Below are 15,754 nucleotides of genomic sequence, written 5' to 3' on the forward strand. Positions count from 1 at the left end.
CTCGGACGCATGGGAGTCCTCGCGTCGATCACCGGCCCCCGCGATCTCCGCGGCCTGGCCGACGACCAGCTCACCACCCTCGCCGCCGAGATCCGCGACCTGCTCGTCAGCACCTGCGCGCGCACCGGCGGCCACCTGGGCCCGAACCTCGGCGTCGTCGAGCTCACCCTCGCGATCCACCGGGTCTTCGACTCCCCGCGCGACCGCGTCGTCTTCGACACCGGCCACCAGAGCTACGTCCACAAGCTGCTCACCGGACGCGTCGGCGACTTCCAGGGCCTGCGCCAGGAGGGCGGCCTCTCGGGCTATCCCAGCCAGGCCGAGTCGCCGCACGACATCGTCGAGAACTCCCACGCCTCCACCGCGCTGAGCTACGCCGACGGGCTCGCGAAGGCCTACCGCATCCGCGGCGAGGACCGTCACGTCGTCGCGGTCATCGGCGACGGCGCGCTCACCGGCGGCATGGCCTGGGAGGCGCTGAACAACATCGCCGTGGCCAAGGACTCCCGGCTGGTCATCGTGGTCAACGACAACGGCCGCTCCTACACGCCCACCGTCGGCGGCCTGGCCACGGCGCTCGCGGGCCTGCGCACCAACCCCCGCTACGAGCAGGTGCTCGACCTGGTCAAGAAGCGGCTCAACGCCGTGCCCGGCGTCGGCGCCCCCGCCTACGACGCCCTGCACGCGATGAAGAAGGGCCTCAAGGACGCCCTGGCGCCGCAGGGCCTCTTCGAGGACCTCGGCCTCAAGTACGTCGGCCCCGTCGACGGCCACGACCGCGCCGCGATGGAGGGCGCGCTGGCCCGCGCGAAGCGGTTCGGCGGTCCCGTCATCGTGCACGCGATCACCCGCAAGGGCTTCGGCTACGACGCCGCCGAGCAGCACGAGGCCGACCAGTTCCACTCGCCCGGCCCGTTCGACGTCGAGACCGGCGAGGAGCGGCCCAAGGGCGCGATCTGGACCGACGTCTTCGCCGAGCACGTCGTGCGCATCGGCGAGCGCCGGCGCGACGTCGTCGCGATCACCGCGGCGATGATGCACCCCGTCGGCCTGCACCACTTCGAGCAGCGCTTCCCCGAGCGCACCTTCGACGTCGGCATCGCCGAGCAGCACGCCGCCACCTCCGCGGCGGGTCTGGCGCTGGGCGGCCTGCACCCGATCGTCGCCGTCTACGCGACCTTCCTCAACCGCGCCTTCGACCAGGTGCTCATGGACGTCGCGCTGCACCGCTGCGGCGTCACCTTCGTGCTCGACCGCTCGGGCGTCACCGGCGACGACGGCGCGAGCCACAACGGCATGTGGGACATGTCGATGCTCCAGCTCGTCCCGGGCCTGCGCCTGGCCGCCCCGCGCGACGCCGCCCGCCTGCGCGAGCTGCTCGACGAGGCCGTCGAGGTCTCCGACGCGCCGACCGTCGTCCGGTTCCCCAAGGGCCCGCCGCCGGCCGACCTCGAGGCGGTCGGCCGTGCCGGCGGCGCGGACGTGCTCGTGCGCAGCGGCGAGCGGGACGTCCTGATCGTCGCCGTCGGCGCCATGGCGACGACCGCGGTCGAGGTCGCCTCCCGGCTCGAGGCGCAGGGCATCGGCGTCACCGTCGTCGACCCCCGCTGGGTCAAGCCGGTCGACCCCGCGATCGTCGAGCTCGCGCGGCAGCACCGTCACGTGGTGAGCATCGAGGACAACGGCGAGACCGGCGGCTGCGGCGCGGTGCTGCTGCAGACCCTCACCGCCGCCGGCGTGCGCACGCCGTTCCGGCTCCACGCCATCCCGCAGCAGTTCCTCGACCACGCCAAGCGCGCGGTCATCCTCGAGCGCATCGGCCTCACCGCGCAGGCCATCGCGCTCGGGATCGTCGAGGACGTCGCGTCGGCGGGCGTCGTCCCCGCCGCCGTCGACGCTCGTGACGCGCGCGCCTGACGCCCTCCCGCCCCGGCGGGGCGGCGCTGTCCTGCCGCCGGCGGCACTGGCGCTGGTGCTGCTGCTCGCCTCCCTCGGCCTGGTCGCGTGCTCCGGCGGCTCGGACGACCAGCGGCCCGCGGCGACCGCACCGAGCCCGTCCGACCGGATCGACGCGCTGCTGCGCGTCCGCGCCGCGGCCGTGCGCGACGGCGACCGGCGCGCCTTCCTGGCCACCGTGGCCGGCGGCACGACGCTGCGCCGCGAGCAGAGCGCGCTGTTCGACCGGCTGCGCGCGCTGCCGCTGCGCGACTACCGCCTGCGGGTCGAGCCCGCCGGCGTCGTCCGCGAGGGCCGACGCTTCCGCGCGGTCGTCGAGGAGACCAGCCGCCTCTCGGGCTTCGACAACGCGTCGGTGCGCTCCCGGGCGAGGTACCTGCTGGTGCCCGGGCCGCGCTCCGGCAGCCTGCGGATCGCGAGCACGGTCGACGGCGCCTGGCAGCGCCGCAACCGGGTCGTCCCGCAGCCGTGGAGCCTGCCCGGCGTGCGGGTCGTCCGCGAGGGACCCGTCCTCGCCTTCCTCGACGCCGCCTCGGCGCCGGTCGCCCCGACGCTCCTGGGCGCGGTGCGCCGCAGCATCGCCGACGTCGCGCAGGTCGTCCCGCCGCCGTCCGACGGCACCCCGTGGGACGGCCTGGTCGTCGTCTCGGCGCTCGCCGACCCCTCGCTCCTCGACGCCGCCGCGCCCGCGCGCGGCGGGGAGGTCGGCTCGCTCGACGGCGTCGCCTACGAGGTGCCCACGGACGCGACCCGCGTCGGCTCGCGGGTGGCCGCGACCCGGGTCGTGCTGGCGCCCCGCATCCTGCGCGCCGACCCGGTCTCGCGCGACCGGCTGCTGCGCCACGAGCTGACCCACGTGGCGCTCGGCACCCGGGACGACCGCGCGCCGCTGTGGCTGCAGGAGGGGCTGGCCGAGTGGGTCTCCACGCGTGCGCTCCCGCCCGGTCGCCGCACCGTGCCCGCCGCCGCGATCGCGGTGGCCCGCAGCGACCCCCGGGCCCTGCCGACGCTCGCCGACTTCGCCGGCCCGGCCGCCCCGGCCGCCTACGCGGTGTCGTGGTGGGCGTGCCAGGCGATCGTCGACGCCGCGGGGGAGAGCACGCTGTGGTCGCTGCTGGACGCCTTCCGCGACGGATCCGACGACCCAGACGGCGTCGTGCGCGACGTGGTGGGCATCGCCCCGCGCTGGCTGGTGGCGCGGGCCGCCCGCGACCTCGTCGACACCTACGCGCGCTGACCCGCGGTCTCGCGGGCCTGCGGCGCGGTGACGTCGGCCACGCCCGCGACGGCGGCACGGCGATGGCTGGACGGCGTGGGACCGACGCTGGAATATCGTGAGCCCGCGCGGCGCTCGGACCGGCGCACGACCCGCCCGCCCGGGCGGGCCCACCCACCCCAGCACGAGAGGACCCCGGTGAGCGGACGCCTGGTGCACATCGTCGACGAGGTGCCGGAGCTCGACTCCTCCGGCCAGCACCTGACGATGGTGGTGGCGCTCGACGGCTTCCTCGACGCCGGCAACGCCTCGGCCCGCGCAGCCCAGCACCTCGTCGACCTCGCGGAGACCACGGGCGAGGCCCGCGTCGTGGCGACCTTCGACGTCGACGAGCTGCACGACTACCGGGCCCGTCGTCCGGCCGTGTCGTTCGTCCGCGACCACTACGACGCCTACGACGCGCCGCGCCTGGTCGTCCGGCTGCTGCGCGACCTCGGCGACACCCCGTTCCTGCTGCTCCACGGCCCCGAGCCCGACGTCCGGTGGGAGGCCTTCTGCCGGGCCGTGGGCGAGGTCGTCGAGCGGTTCGGCGTCGACCGCGTCGTCCAGATGGGCTCGGTGCCGATGGCGGTGCCGCACACCCGCCCGATCGCGCTGACCCACCACGCCAACGACCCGTCGCTGCTCAGCGGCGAGAGCATGTGGAGCGGCGAGCTGCGCGTGCCGAGCAGCGCCCAGGCCCTGCTGGAGATCCGACTCGGCGAGCAGGGGCACGCGGCGCTCGGCTTCGTCGCGCACATCCCGCACTACCTCGCCCAGCTCGACTACCCCCGCGCCTCGGCGGCGCTGCTCGAGCAGGTCGAGCTGGCCGGCCGGCTGACCCTCGACCTCTCGGGGCTGCACGCCGAGGCCGAGGACCGCGACGTCGAGATCGCCGCCCACCTCGCGGCCAACCCCGAGATCGCGGAGGTCGTCACGGCCCTGGAGCGCCAGTACGACACCTTCCGCCGCGCGGAGGACTCCGGCGGCAACCTGCTGGCCGACGACCAGCCGCTGCCGACCGGCGAGGAGATCGGCAAGGAGTTCGAGCAGTTCCTGGCCGGCCTCGAGAACCGCGACGACGAGGACGGCTGAGGTGCCGCGCACCGTCGAGGAGCTCACCGCGCTGCTCGACCTCGAGACGATCGACCAGAACCTCTTCCGCGGCGAGCAGCAGCCGTCCAACCTCGAGCGGGTCTTCGGCGGGCAGGTCGCCGCGCAGGCGCTCGTGGCCGCCGACCGCACGGTCGACGACTCCTACGTCGTCCACTCCCTGCACGCCTACTTCCTGCAGCCCGGCGACACCGCCGCCCGGATCGTCTACGACGTCGAGCGGCTGCGCGACGGACGGTCGTTCGCGACCCGCCGCGTGCTCGCCCGGCAGCACGGGCGGCCGATCTTCGCGATGACCGTCGACCTCCAGCGTCCCGAGGAGGGACGCGACCACCAGGACGTCATGCCCGACGTCCCCGCTCCCGAGGACTGCCTCGACCCGCGCACGCTGCCGGGCTCGGACGACCTCGCCGAGTGGGACTCCGTGCAGTTCCGCTACGTCGGCTCGTCCGCGGACCTGCTGCCGCCCGACCGCGAGCGTCCCGGACGCCAGCGGTTCTGGCTGCGCGTCGCCGACCGGCTGCCGGACGAGCCGCTGGCCCACACCGCCGGCTTCGCCTACCTCTCCGACCTCACGCTGATGGGCGCGGCGCTGGCCCCGCACGGTCTGCGGATGGGCGGCCGGCACACCCTCGTCGCGTCGCTGGACCACGCGATCTGGTTCCACCGGCCCTTCCGGGTCGACGAGTGGCTGCTCTACGACCAGGTCAGCCCGGCCGGCGCCGGTGCGCGCGGGCTGGTGACGGCGCGGGTGTTCACGCAGGACGGCACGCTCGTCGCCTCGGTCGCGCAGGAGGCGCTGCTGCGTCCGCTCGCCGAGCGTCCCACGGTGGACACGGCAGGAGCCCAGGGGTGAGCGGCTCGCTGCTGCCGCCGATCGGCGGCCAGGAGGCCGTCGACGAGCTGATCGGGCTGCTCGACCTCGAGACCATCGAGCCCGACCTCTTCCGCGGCGCCACGCTCGACACCGGTCGCGGACGCGTCTACGGCGGTCACGTGGCCGCCCAGGCTCTCGTGGCGGGCGTCCGCACGGTCGCCGACGACCTGCACGTGCACTCTCTGCACTCCTACTTCCTGCTCGCCGGCGACCCCACCCGTCCGATCGTCTACGACGTCGAGCGCATCCGCGACGGGCGCTCCTTCGCGACCCGGCGCGTGGCCGCCCGACAGCACGGCAAGCCGATCTACTACCTGACCGCGAACTTCCAGCGGCACGAGGACGGCTTCGACCACCAGGACGCCATGCCCGAGGTCGCCGCCCCCGAGACCGGCGTCGACTTCATGGCGCTGATGGTCGAGCGCGGCAACACCGAGGGCGAGCAGCTCGGTCGGGAGTGGGCCTCGATGGAGGCGCGCTGGATGGGCAACTCGCGTCACGGCCTGCCCGCCGACCCCGAGCGTCCCTCGCGCGCCCGGCTGTGGCTGCGCGCCGCCGGCCGGCTGCCGGACGAGCCGCTGGCCCACCTCGGCGCGTTCGCCTACGCCAGCGACATCAGCCTGCTCGGCTCGACGCTCGCCGCGCACGACGTGCCGGGCCACCGCACCCAGATGGCCTCCCTCGACCACACGATCTGGTTCCACCGCCCTTTCCGCGCCGACGAGTGGTGGCTCTACGACCAGTGGTCGCCGTCGGCCAGCGGCGCCCGCGGCCTCGCCCTCGGCCGGGTCTTCACCCGTGACGGCGTGCTCGTCGCCACCGTGGCCCAGGAGGGGCTGATCCGTCCGCCTCGGGGCTGAGCCGCCCGGGCAGGTTTCCCCGGATATCCGGGGAAACCGGACGTTGTCAGGTGAAGTTTCCCCTGAGAACGTCCAGATTCCCCTGACATCACCCCGTCCGCGACCCGCGGCGCGCCCGCCCGGGACGTCACGAGGCCCCCGGACCGACTCGGTCCGGGGGCCTCGCGATCGAGCGGGACGCGGCTCAGAGCGCCCAGGTGCGGCCGGCCAGGTGCGGCGCGCCGCTGCGGGGGCTGCTGAGCGAGAACGCGAAGCCGTCGTCGAGCACGCGGGAGCCGAAGGCCACCGCGCCCGGCAGGAACACCGGCTTCTTGAACGCGACGTCGACCTTCACCGCGCCCGGCAGGCGGTTCTCCAGTGCCGCGACGCAGCGGGCCATCGTCCACATGCCGTGGGCGATCTGACGCTGGAAGCCCAGTGCCTTCGCCGTGAGCGGGTAGAGGTGGATGGGGTTGGCGTCGCCGGAGACCGCCGCGTAGCGCCGGCCGAGGTCACCGGGGAGCCGCCACACGATGCCGGTCGGGTCGGCGTCGGGGAAGGACGAGCCGGACGGCGCGTCCGGGGTGCCCTTGCCGCGGCGCAGGTAGGTGGAGACCGACTCCCACACCAGCTCGCCGCCGGCGTGCACCTCGGTGGAGAACTCGAAGATCGTGCCCTTGGGGTGCGGCAGCGGGGCGCTGACGCGGGCGGCGACCTCGAGCTCCTCGCCGACCAGGATCGGCCGGTGCCCGGTGATCGAGTTCTCCAGGTGCACGGTGCCGATGGCCGGGGCCGGGAAGGCGGCGTCGGTCATGATCGCCATGTGCAGCGGGAACGCGAGCATGTGCGGGTACGGCAGCGGGACGGCGTCCTTGGTCGGGAAGCCGCACACGCGGGCGTACGCCTCGACGTGCGCGCGGTCGATCCGCACGGCCGGACGCTGGTACCCCAGGCCCTCGAAGCCCTGCGAGGACGCCTTCTTGACGCCGGGCAGCGAGCCGACGACCGGCAGGGAGGGCAGCGCGGCCTTCAGCAGCACGGACGCGCCGGTGGCGCCGTCCCAGGTCTTGGTCTCGACGGCCATCTCAGGCGCCCAGCATCATCTGGCCGCAGACGCGGACGACGTTGCCGTTGACCGCCGAGGAGGCGGGGCTGGCGTACCAGGCGATGGTCTCGGCGACGTCGACGGGCAGGCCGCCCTGCGACATCGCGTTGAGCCGCTGGCCGACCTCGCGGGTCGCGAACGGCACGGCGGCGGTCATCGCGGTGATGATGAAGCCGGGGGCGACGGCGTTGATCGTGATGCCGTCCTCCAGCTCCTCGGCGAGGGAGTCGACGAAGCCGATGACGCCGGCCTTCGAGGCCGCGTAGGACGTCTGGCCGAGGTTGCCCGCGATGCCGGCGATCGAGGCGACGCCGATGATCCGGCCGTTGGCGTTGACGACCTTCTGCGCCAGCAGCTCGGCGGTGATGCGCTCGGGGGCCTCGAGGTTGATCTGGAGGACCTTGCCGAAGCGGTCGGGGTTCTGGTTGGCCAGCTTCTTGTCCAGCGTGACGCCGGCGTTGTGGACGACGACGTCGACGCCGCCGTGCTTATCCTTGAGGTGCTGGGCGATGCGCTGCGGGGCGTCCTTGGCGGTGATGTCGAGGGTCAGCCAGTCGCCGTCGATCTCCTTCATCACCTTCTGCAGGTCGCTGGCGGCCTGCGGCACGTCGAGGCCGACGACGGTGGCGCCGTCGCGGTGCAGCACGCGGGCGATCTCCTCGCCGATGCCGCGGCTCGCGCCGGTGACGAAGGCGACCTTGCCGGCCAGCGGCTTCGTCCAGTCGGCGACGTCCGCGCCGTGCTTCTCGCCGTGGGCGCCGATGCGCACGACCTGGCCCGAGACGTAGGCCGACTTGGGGGAGAGCAGGAAGCCCAGGGTGGAGAGCAGGGAGTCCTCGTAGCCCTCGGCCACGTAGACGAGCTGGACGGTGCCGCCCTTGCCGATCTCCTTGCCGAGGCTGCGGGTGAAGCCCTCGAGCGCGCGCTGCGCGATGCGGGCGCTGCCCTCGAGCGACGCCGGCGGGGTGCCGAGGACGACGACCCGCGCGCAGCTGCTCAGGCTGCGCAGCAGCGGGGTGAAGAACGCCTGCAGCTCGACGAGGTCCTCGACGGTCTCGAGGCCGGTGGCGTCGAAGACCAGGCCCTTGTAGCGCTCGCCGTCGGCCTTCTCGGTGGCCGACGCGATGCCCAGCACGTCGAGCAGGCCCGGGAGGGACTCGCCCACGCGGCCCTTGCCGCCGACCAGCACGGTGCCCTGGACGAGCGGGTCGCCCGCGGTGTAGCGGTCGAGCTTCGTCGGGTTGGGCAGGCCGAGGTTCTTGACCAGCAGCTTGCCGAGGGGGGAGTCGGTGAAGGCCTGGTACTTGTCGCTCATGGTGTCCTCTTCGTGTGGCGCGTGACGTGACGATCGGTCGGTGAAGTCCGTGGGGCTCCGTCCGAGGGCACGCGGAGCCGCGAACATGTAACTCCAGGTGTAACTCGGTGTCCACATTTCGTGACGTGGCACTCAGAGACTTCCCGCCAAGGCTACTCGCCAGTAATGATGCGTGCATGCAGACCACCACCCGCCGCGTCGTCGTGGTCGGAGGGAACCGGATTCCCTTCGCCCGGTCGAACACCGTCTACAGCACCGCGTCCAACCAGGAGATGCTCACCGCAGCCCTCGACGGCCTCGTCGAGCGCTTCGGCCTGGAGGGGGAGCGCATCGGCGAGTTCGTCGCCGGCGCCGTCCTCAAGCACTCGCGCGACTTCAACCTCGCCCGCGAGACCGTCCTCGGCTCCAAGCTCTCGCCGGAGTCGCCCGCCACCGACATCCAGCAGGCGTGCGGCACCGGCCTGCAGGCCGCGATCTACGTGGCCAACAAGATCGCCCTGGGTCAGATCGACGTCGGCATCGCCGGCGGCTCCGACACCACCTCCGACGCGCCGATCGCGATCTCGGAGAAGCTGCGCAAGAAGCTGATCAAGCTCAACAACGCCAAGACCACCAAGGACCGCCTCGCGATCCTGGCCTCGATCCGCCCCGGCGACATCGGCCTGGCCATCCCGTCCAACGGCGAGCCGCGCACCGGCCTGTCGATGGGCGAGCACCAGGCGCTGACCGCCCTGGAGTGGCAGATCACCCGCGAGGCGCAGGACGATCTCGCGGCCACGTCGCACCAGAACCTCGGCAAGGCGTACGAGGAGGGCTGGCAGGACGACCTGATCACGCCGTTCCGCGGCGTCGAGCGCGACAACAACCTGCGTCCCGACTCCAGCGTCGAGAAGCTCGCCAAGCTCAAGCCGGTCTTCGGCAAGGGCGAGGCCGCCACGATGACGGCCGGCAACTCCACCCCGCTGACCGACGGCGCGTCCGTCGTGCTGCTGGCCAGCGAGGAGTGGGCCAAGGAGCGCGGCCTGCCGATCCTGGCGTACTTCACCGCCTACGAGACCGCCGCGGTCGACTACCTCCACGGTGGCGAGGGCCTGCTCATGGCCCCCGCGTACGCGATGGCCCGGATGCTCGAGCGCGAGGGCTACAAGCTGCAGGACTTCGACTTCTACGAGATCCACGAGGCCTTCGCCTCGCAGGTGCTCTCGACCCTCAAGGCGTGGGAGGACCCGGTGTTCTGCAAGGAGCGCCTCGGTCTCGACGCCCCGCTGGGCTCGATCGACCGCAGCAAGCTCAACGTCAAGGGCTCCTCGCTCGGTGCCGGCCACCCGTTCGCCGCCACCGGCGCGCGGATCGTCGCCAACGCCGCGAAGCTGCTCGCCGAGAAGGGCTCCGGCAAGGCGGTCATCTCCGTCTGCGCCGCCGGCGGCCAGGGCGTCACCGCCATCCTCGAGCGCCCCTGATCGCACCACCTCGCCTGACGACGACGGCCGGTCACCCCGTGGGGGTGGCCGGCCGTCGTGCGTGCTGGGCGTCGTGCGGGTCAGGCGGGCGTGCGACGCCCCGCGAGCGCGAGCGCGGAGTCGACGAGGTAGGCGCGCACCTGGTCAGCGGAGATCTCGCCGACGGTGGGGACGCCGGGTGCCGCCTCGGTGACCAGGATGCCGACCCGCGCGAGCTGCAGCGCGCCGAGCCCGCTGGCGTAGAGCGTGTTGGCGAGCAGGTCGGGGTCGGCGACGTCGAAGACGCCCCGCTCGACGCCGTCGCGGATGCAGCTGGAGAGCACGCTCAGGCAGCTCGAGATGCCGCGACCGAGGCGGAACAGCGCGGACTCGGAGATCTCGTCGAGCAGCTCGGGCCCGGAGCGCCGCATCAGCGCCTGGGCGCAGTCGACGAACGCCGGGTGCGCGAGGGCGTAGTCGACGAAGGCCGTGACGATGCGGCTGAGCCGCTCGGCGTGGGGGAGCGCGTCGTCCGCGGCCTCGAGGAGGTCGGTGCGGAGCTCGTCGAGGTAGCCGACGAGGGTCAGCGCGAAGATCTCCTCCTTGCCGGTGAAGTGCCGGTAGACGATGGCGCGGTTGATGCCGACGGACTTGGCGATGTCCTCGATCTGGGCGTCGCGGACGCCGCGCTCGTCGAACAGCGCACGCGTGGCGGCGACGATCTCGGCCTCGCGCGCGCGGCGGCGCGCGGCGGCGGCGGATCGACGTCCGTCGGTGGCGGGTGCGTGGGCCATGGCGGCATGGTACGACGTGTGCAACTCGGAGTTGCACATCTGTGACGGAAGCCCTCCGGACGCCGCCTCGTCAGCCGAGGGCGCGCACCGCGTCGATCGTGTCGGCCTGCTGGGCGGTCTTGTCGTCGCGGTAGCGGACGACCCGGGCGAACCGCAGCGCGACGCCGCCGGGGTAGCGGGTGGAGCGCTGGACGCCGTCGAGGGCGATCTCGACGACCTGCTCGGGGCGGACGTGGACGACGTGGCCCTCGTGGTGGGTCTGGAGCGCGAGGAAGCGCTCGGTCTGCCAGGCGAGCATCTCGTCGGTCATGCCCTTGAACGTCTTGCCGACCATCACCGGCGGACCGCCCTGGGGGTCGCGGGCGCCGAGGTGGATGTTGGAGAGCAGGCCCTTGCGGCGGCCCGAGCCCCACTCGACCGCCAGCACGACGAGGTCGAGGGTGTGGACGGGCTTGACCTTCACCCAGGCCGCGCCGCGGCGTCCGGCCTCGTAGGGGGCGGTGAGGCTCTTGACGACGACGCCCTCGTGGCCGTCGGCGACGACCTGGGCGGCGAAGGCCTCGGCGGCGTCGGGGTCGTCGGTGACCAGGCGCCGCACCCGGTGGGCCTCGGGGACGAGCGCCTCCAGGGCGGCGAGCCGGTCGGCGGCGGGGGCGTCGAGCAGGTCGACGTCGTCGAGGTGCAGCAGGTCGAAGAACCACGGGACGACGAGCTCGGTGCCGCCGCTGCGGCGGGAGGTGCGCGAGGCGGTGTCCTGGAACGGGCGGGGGCGGCCGTCGTCGGCCAGCGTGAGGGCCTCGCCGTCGAGCACGACGCGGCGGGCGGGCAGCGCCCGGACGACGTCGACGACGTCGGGCAGGCGGGCGGTGAGGTCCTCCAGGCTGCGGCTGGCAATGCGGACGTCGTCGCCGTCGCGGTGCACCTGGATGCGGATGCCGTCCAGCTTGGCGTCCACTGACACCGGCCCGCCGTCGCGGTCCACGAGCGCGGCGACCGCGGAGGCCACCGAGGTGTCGGACGACGCCAGCATCGGCAGCACCGGGCGTCCGACGGTGAGGCCCACGGCCGCCAGCGCGTCCTCGCCGGCGAAGGCCAGCGGCGCGATCGCGACGGTCGACCCGGCCAGCATGGCGGCCCGCCGGACGGCGGCCAGCGGCACGTCGCCGGCCCTCGCCAGCGCCTCCTGGACCAGCGCGTCGAGCGCCCCCTGCCGCACCTCGCCCAACGCCAGCGAGCGCAGCCACGGCTGCTCGACCTCGGTGGCCCGGCCGAAGAGCGACTCGACGGCGGCGGAGCGCATGGCCGCGGAGCCGGGACCGGCGAGGGCGGCCATCGCGGCGAACGCGGCATCGGTCTCCGCGACGGTGAGCGTGGCCTCGGCGGCGGGCGCCGGCAGCGCGGTCATCGAGCGCCACCCCAGGCCGGTGCGGCGCTGGCGCAGCGCCCCGCCGAGGTAGGAGGTGACGATCGCCAGGGTCTCCTCGCCCTCGGCCGCCGCCTCGGCCAGCACGGGCGCGAGCAGCGCGACCTTGGCGGTGCGCGATCGGGTGGCGGCGAGCCCGGCGGAGCAGGCGGCGAGATCGGCGAGCAGCACGTCGCCAGTGTGTCGGCAGGGTCGAAGCGGGCGGCCCGCCCGACCGGGCGGGCCGACGGGTGTGACGACCTTCGCAGGGTTTCCTGCACCGGGGACGGTCGGGGGCCGTAGCCCCGACGGCGGCGGCGCGTTGAGGCGACAACCCATCCTCCCCACGCCGTCGGTCCCGCTCGGGCGTCGGCCAGACCGGACAAGGTCCCCCATGAATCGTCTGCCCCGGCGCCTGCGGCGCCCGTCCTTCCTCCGTCCGATGGTGGCCGGCACCGCGCTCGCGGTGATCGCCGCGCCGGCCCTGCACCAGGCGGCGGTGGCCGCCCCGCAGTCGTCGCCGTCGGCGGTCGCGCCCGTCGGCGCGGTGCCCTTCGCGGGCGATGCGCTCGCCCACCTCGAGTTCGACAGCCGTGCCGCGGCGGCGCCGCTGGCCCCGACCGCGGCGCAGCGTCGGGCGGTGGCCGCGCTCGGTGACGTCGTCGTCCGGTGGAACGCCACCGGCACCCCGCGGACCATCGACGCCGGTGCGGGCTTCCTGTCGGGGCCCTCGTCCGCTGCTCCGCTGACGATCGCTCGCGCCTGGCTCGCGCGGCACGCCGCGGCCTTCGGCCTCACGTCCGCCCAGGTGCGCGCTCTGCGGGTCGTCCGCGACCACCCGCTGCCCGGCGTCGGCGCCCGCGTGATCAGCCTCGCCCAGACCTTCGACGGCGTGCCGTCGGGCTACGGCGCGATCATGACGCTCCTGATCGACCGGCGCGGTCGGGTGGCGAGCTACGCCGGCGACACGGTGCGCGGTGCCGACCTCGGCGGCTCCTTCGACCTCACGCCCCGGCAGGCGCTCACCGCCGCTGTCGCGGCGCTCGCACCGGACCTGACCGGCTTCGCGCCCGTCGACACCGGCACCGTCGCCGGCGGCTACCGGGTCTTCGACGGGGGCGTCCTGGGCGCCAGGCAGTACGTCCGCCGGGTCGCCTTCCCGACCGCGCAGGGCGCGCGGGCGGCGTACGCGGTGCTGTCGATCCTCGGCGCCGACCACGCCTACGCGACGATCGTCGACGCCCGCACCGGACGCCCGCTGCTGCGCAAGTCCCTCGTCCAGTGGGAGTCCGACGGCACGGTCTTCGAGAACTACCCGGGCGCGCCGCGCGGCGGCAAGCCCGTCGTTCGGAGCTTCGGCCCGACCGCGCAGTCGCCGGGCGGCTACGTCGACCCCAGCGGCACGGCGGGGGCACCCGGCGTCACCCTGCTCGGCAACAACGCCGACGCCGCCAAGGCCTGGACGGTGCCGCTCGTCGCGGCCGACCAGTACAACCGGACGGTCTCGCCGACCTCGTCGTTCCGCTTCGACTTCCCCGACGCCTGGCGCCGCTCGAAGGGCGCGACCGGCTCGTTCGTCCAGGACGCCGACGCCGCCTCGACCAACCTGTTCTGGCACCACAACCGGATCCACGACGAGTACTACCAGTTCGGCTTCACCGAGAGCGGGGGCGACTTCCAGCTGCTGAACACGGGCGGCGGCAGCACGCCCGCCGGTGGCGACCCGATCGTCGGCGGCGCCCAGTCGGGCGCGCTGAACCTCACCAGCGAGGTGATCGACCTCGGTCGCAACAACGCCAACATGCTCACCCTGCCCGACGGCATCCCGGGCTTCACCAACATGTACCTCTGGGAGCCGGTCGACGACGCGTTCGAGGGCCAGCCGCGGGACGGCGACTTCGACGCCACGATCATCCAGCACGAGTACAGCCACGGCCTCTCGAACCGCTACGTCGGCGGTGGCGGCCTCGGCTCGCTGGGCACCACCGAGTCCGGTGCCATGGGCGAGGGCTGGGGCGACTGGTACGCCATGAACCACCTCTTCCGCGAGGGCCTGAGCCGGACCGCCGTCGTCGCGGCCTACGTCGGCGACCCGCACCGCGGCATCCGCAACTGGAACTACGCCGAGAGCCCGCTGACCCTCGGCGACTACGGCTACGACCTCACCGGACCGGAGGTGCACGCCGACGGCGAGATCTGGACCGCCACCCTCTGGGAGCTGCGCAGCCAGATCCTCCGGGCCGTCGGCGGCGACCAGCGCCGGGCCAGCGACGTCGCAGAGCACCTCGTCACCGACGCCATGCCGATCAGCCCGCAGGCGCCGTCGATGCTCGACATGCGCGACGCGATCGTGAAGGCCGCGCGGCTGCGCTACGGCACCCGCTACCTCGACGCCGTGTGGACGGCGTTCGCGAACCGCGGCATGGGCGTCTCCGCCAAGGTCGCGGGGGAGACCGACACCGACCCCAGGCCCGGCTTCGACGTGCCGACCGCGGCGCGCAACGGCCGGCTGCGGTTCGTCGTCACCAACGCCTCCACGGGGCGTCCGGTCGAGGGCGTGCGGCTGCTCGGCGGCGAGTTCGAGGCTCGCGCGACTCCCTTCGCCACCACCGACGCCGCCGGTCGGGCGAGGGCCGCGTTCGTGCGCGGCTCGCACCTGCTGACGATCCAGGCCCCCGGCTTCGGCCTCACCCACACGACCCTCAGGGTCACCGGCTCCCGCACCGTCCGCCTGGCGATCCGGCCGAACGTGCTCTCGGCGCAGACCGGCGCGAAGGTCGTGAAGGTCACCAGCGAGCAGGACGCCACCCCGGCCGCCGCGCTGCTGGACGACACCGAGGCCACCTCGTGGCGCACCGCCGACGCGGGCACCGCGTACAACGCGGGCAGGAAGGCGCAGGCGACGATAAGGCTCGGCCGCTCGGCGCGGATCGACACCCTCGCGGTGAGCGTCTACAAGCCGACCAACGCCCCGCGCTTCGCCGCCGCCCGGCAGGTGAGGGTGGAGACCTCGCGCGACGGACGCCGCTGGACGACCGCGAAGGTCGCGTCGTTCTCCTTCGACGGCCCCCGGCCCACGGCACCCGACCTGAACCTGCAGACGCTGCGGCTGGCCGAGCCCGTCACCGCGTCGTTCGTGCGGGTGACCCCGCTCAGGACGTTCGGCGACGGCGCCGCCAACGCCGGCACCGCGATCGTCGCCGAGGTGCAGGCCTTCGGTCCGACCCGCGGCATCACCCCGACCAGGCCGAGGCCTGACCGGCCGCGGACCGTGTCGGGCAGCGTCGCGGTCGGCAACCCGGCCCAGGGCTCGCTCGTCGGCCTCGACCCGTACAAGCCCGGCGTCACCGAGGCGAGCTGGACCTGCCCCGACCTGCCGAGCGCCAACGGCGTCGACGCCTCGTTCAGCCGGATCCCGAAGGGCTTCGGCGACGGCACCCACCAGGCTCGGGTGAAGGCCGACGTGCCGATCGGCGAGTACCAGCTGTGGTTCTACGACTCCTCGTGCGCGGCGATCGACGGCGGCGGGTTCGTGACGAACGGCGAGACGACCACCATCCCGGCCGGGGCCGCCTACGTCGGCTTCCTGCTCGGCTACGGCGCGCAGGCGACGTACACGATCAGGCTCACCGACCCGAGTTGATCCGCGCTCTGCTCGA

Annotated in this window: 11 protein-coding genes; 7 read left to right on the forward strand and 4 right to left on the reverse strand. The window is 73.9% G+C overall.

From position 1 onward, the window contains the following. Positions 1 to 9 precede the first annotated feature (9 nt). From dxs to K8Z61_RS04035, 5 genes are all read left to right on the forward strand, one after another. Complete coding sequence (gene dxs, locus K8Z61_RS04015; RefSeq protein WP_224126772.1) at positions 10 to 1,917, forward strand: 1-deoxy-D-xylulose-5-phosphate synthase; 1,908 nt, start codon at positions 10 to 12, stop codon at positions 1,915 to 1,917. Further along, positions 1,901 to 3,193 carry a hypothetical protein gene (locus K8Z61_RS04020; RefSeq protein WP_224126774.1) on the forward strand — a complete coding sequence of 431 codons (1,293 nt, stop codon included), beginning with the start codon at positions 1,901 to 1,903 and terminating at the stop codon, positions 3,191 to 3,193. The genes dxs and K8Z61_RS04020 overlap by 17 nt, the downstream gene beginning before the upstream one ends. 177 nt (positions 3,194 to 3,370) lie before the next feature. Then, on the forward strand, positions 3,371 to 4,306 hold the full coding sequence (locus K8Z61_RS04025) for a proteasome assembly chaperone family protein (RefSeq protein WP_224126776.1): 936 nt from the start codon (positions 3,371 to 3,373) through the stop codon (positions 4,304 to 4,306). A 1-nt stretch (position 4,307) separates the two neighbouring features. Beyond that, positions 4,308 to 5,180: an acyl-CoA thioesterase II gene (locus tag K8Z61_RS04030; protein ID WP_224126777.1), complete on the forward strand. Its 873-nt coding sequence runs from the start codon at positions 4,308 to 4,310 to the stop codon at positions 5,178 to 5,180. After that, positions 5,177 to 6,061, forward strand: coding sequence for an acyl-CoA thioesterase II (locus K8Z61_RS04035; RefSeq protein ID WP_224126779.1), 885 nt, complete (start codon positions 5,177 to 5,179; stop codon positions 6,059 to 6,061). The genes K8Z61_RS04030 and K8Z61_RS04035 overlap by 4 nt, the downstream gene beginning before the upstream one ends. A gap of 184 nt (positions 6,062 to 6,245) precedes the next feature. Here K8Z61_RS04035 and K8Z61_RS04040 read toward each other — a convergent pair whose 3' ends face one another. Together K8Z61_RS04040 and K8Z61_RS04045 are read right to left on the reverse strand one after the other, a co-directional pair. Next, positions 6,246 to 7,124 (reverse strand): MaoC/PaaZ C-terminal domain-containing protein, encoded by an 879-nt coding sequence (locus K8Z61_RS04040; protein WP_224126780.1) that lies wholly within the window; start codon positions 7,122 to 7,124, stop codon positions 6,246 to 6,248. Between the two features lies 1 nt (position 7,125). Next, positions 7,126 to 8,460, reverse strand: coding sequence for a 3-oxoacyl-ACP reductase (locus K8Z61_RS04045; protein WP_224126782.1), 1,335 nt, complete (start codon positions 8,458 to 8,460; stop codon positions 7,126 to 7,128). 176 nt (positions 8,461 to 8,636) lie between these two features. Between K8Z61_RS04045 and K8Z61_RS04050 the strand changes: the two genes are divergently transcribed. Beyond that, positions 8,637 to 9,920 (forward strand): acetyl-CoA C-acetyltransferase, encoded by a 1,284-nt coding sequence (locus K8Z61_RS04050; RefSeq protein ID WP_224126784.1) that lies wholly within the window; start codon positions 8,637 to 8,639, stop codon positions 9,918 to 9,920. Between the two features lie 80 nt (positions 9,921 to 10,000). On the opposite strand, the gene K8Z61_RS04055 is transcribed toward K8Z61_RS04050, so the two are convergent. Together K8Z61_RS04055 and K8Z61_RS04060 are read right to left on the reverse strand one after the other, a co-directional pair. Then, entirely contained in the window at positions 10,001 to 10,693 is a 693-nt protein-coding gene (locus tag K8Z61_RS04055) for a TetR/AcrR family transcriptional regulator (protein ID WP_224126786.1), read from the reverse strand. A gap of 70 nt (positions 10,694 to 10,763) precedes the next feature. Beyond that, positions 10,764 to 12,287 (reverse strand): ATP-dependent DNA ligase, encoded by a 1,524-nt coding sequence (locus tag K8Z61_RS04060; protein ID WP_224126787.1) that lies wholly within the window; start codon positions 12,285 to 12,287, stop codon positions 10,764 to 10,766. A 202-nt stretch (positions 12,288 to 12,489) separates the two neighbouring features. Here K8Z61_RS04060 and K8Z61_RS04065 point away from each other — a divergent pair, with 202 nt between their 5' ends. Next, the gene (locus tag K8Z61_RS04065; RefSeq protein WP_224126789.1) at positions 12,490 to 15,738 is read left to right on the forward strand and encodes a M36 family metallopeptidase; all 3,249 of its coding nucleotides are present in this window, start codon (positions 12,490 to 12,492) and stop codon (positions 15,736 to 15,738) included. The last annotated feature ends 16 nt before the right edge of the window (positions 15,739 to 15,754 follow it).

The sequence above is a fragment of the Nocardioides sp. TRM66260-LWL genome (assembly GCF_020075545.1).
Taxonomy (GTDB): Bacteria; Actinomycetota; Actinomycetes; order Propionibacteriales; family Nocardioidaceae; genus Nocardioides.

Bases quoted from the DNA above. Each gene is read 5' to 3' on its own strand.
- dxs (WP_224126772.1), top strand. From the start codon at position 10: ATGGGAGTCCTCGCGTCGATCACCGGCCCCCGCGATCTCCGCGGCCTG.
- K8Z61_RS04040 (WP_224126780.1), bottom strand. From the start codon at position 7,124: ATGGCCGTCGAGACCAAGACCTGGGACGGCGCCACCGGCGCGTCCGTG.
- K8Z61_RS04045 (WP_224126782.1), bottom strand. From the start codon at position 8,460: ATGAGCGACAAGTACCAGGCCTTCACCGACTCCCCCCTCGGCAAGCTG.
- K8Z61_RS04050 (WP_224126784.1), top strand. From the start codon at position 8,637: ATGCAGACCACCACCCGCCGCGTCGTCGTGGTCGGAGGGAACCGGATT.
- K8Z61_RS04055 (WP_224126786.1), bottom strand. From the start codon at position 10,693: ATGGCCCACGCACCCGCCACCGACGGACGTCGATCCGCCGCCGCCGCG.
- K8Z61_RS04065 (WP_224126789.1), top strand. From the start codon at position 12,490: ATGAATCGTCTGCCCCGGCGCCTGCGGCGCCCGTCCTTCCTCCGTCCG.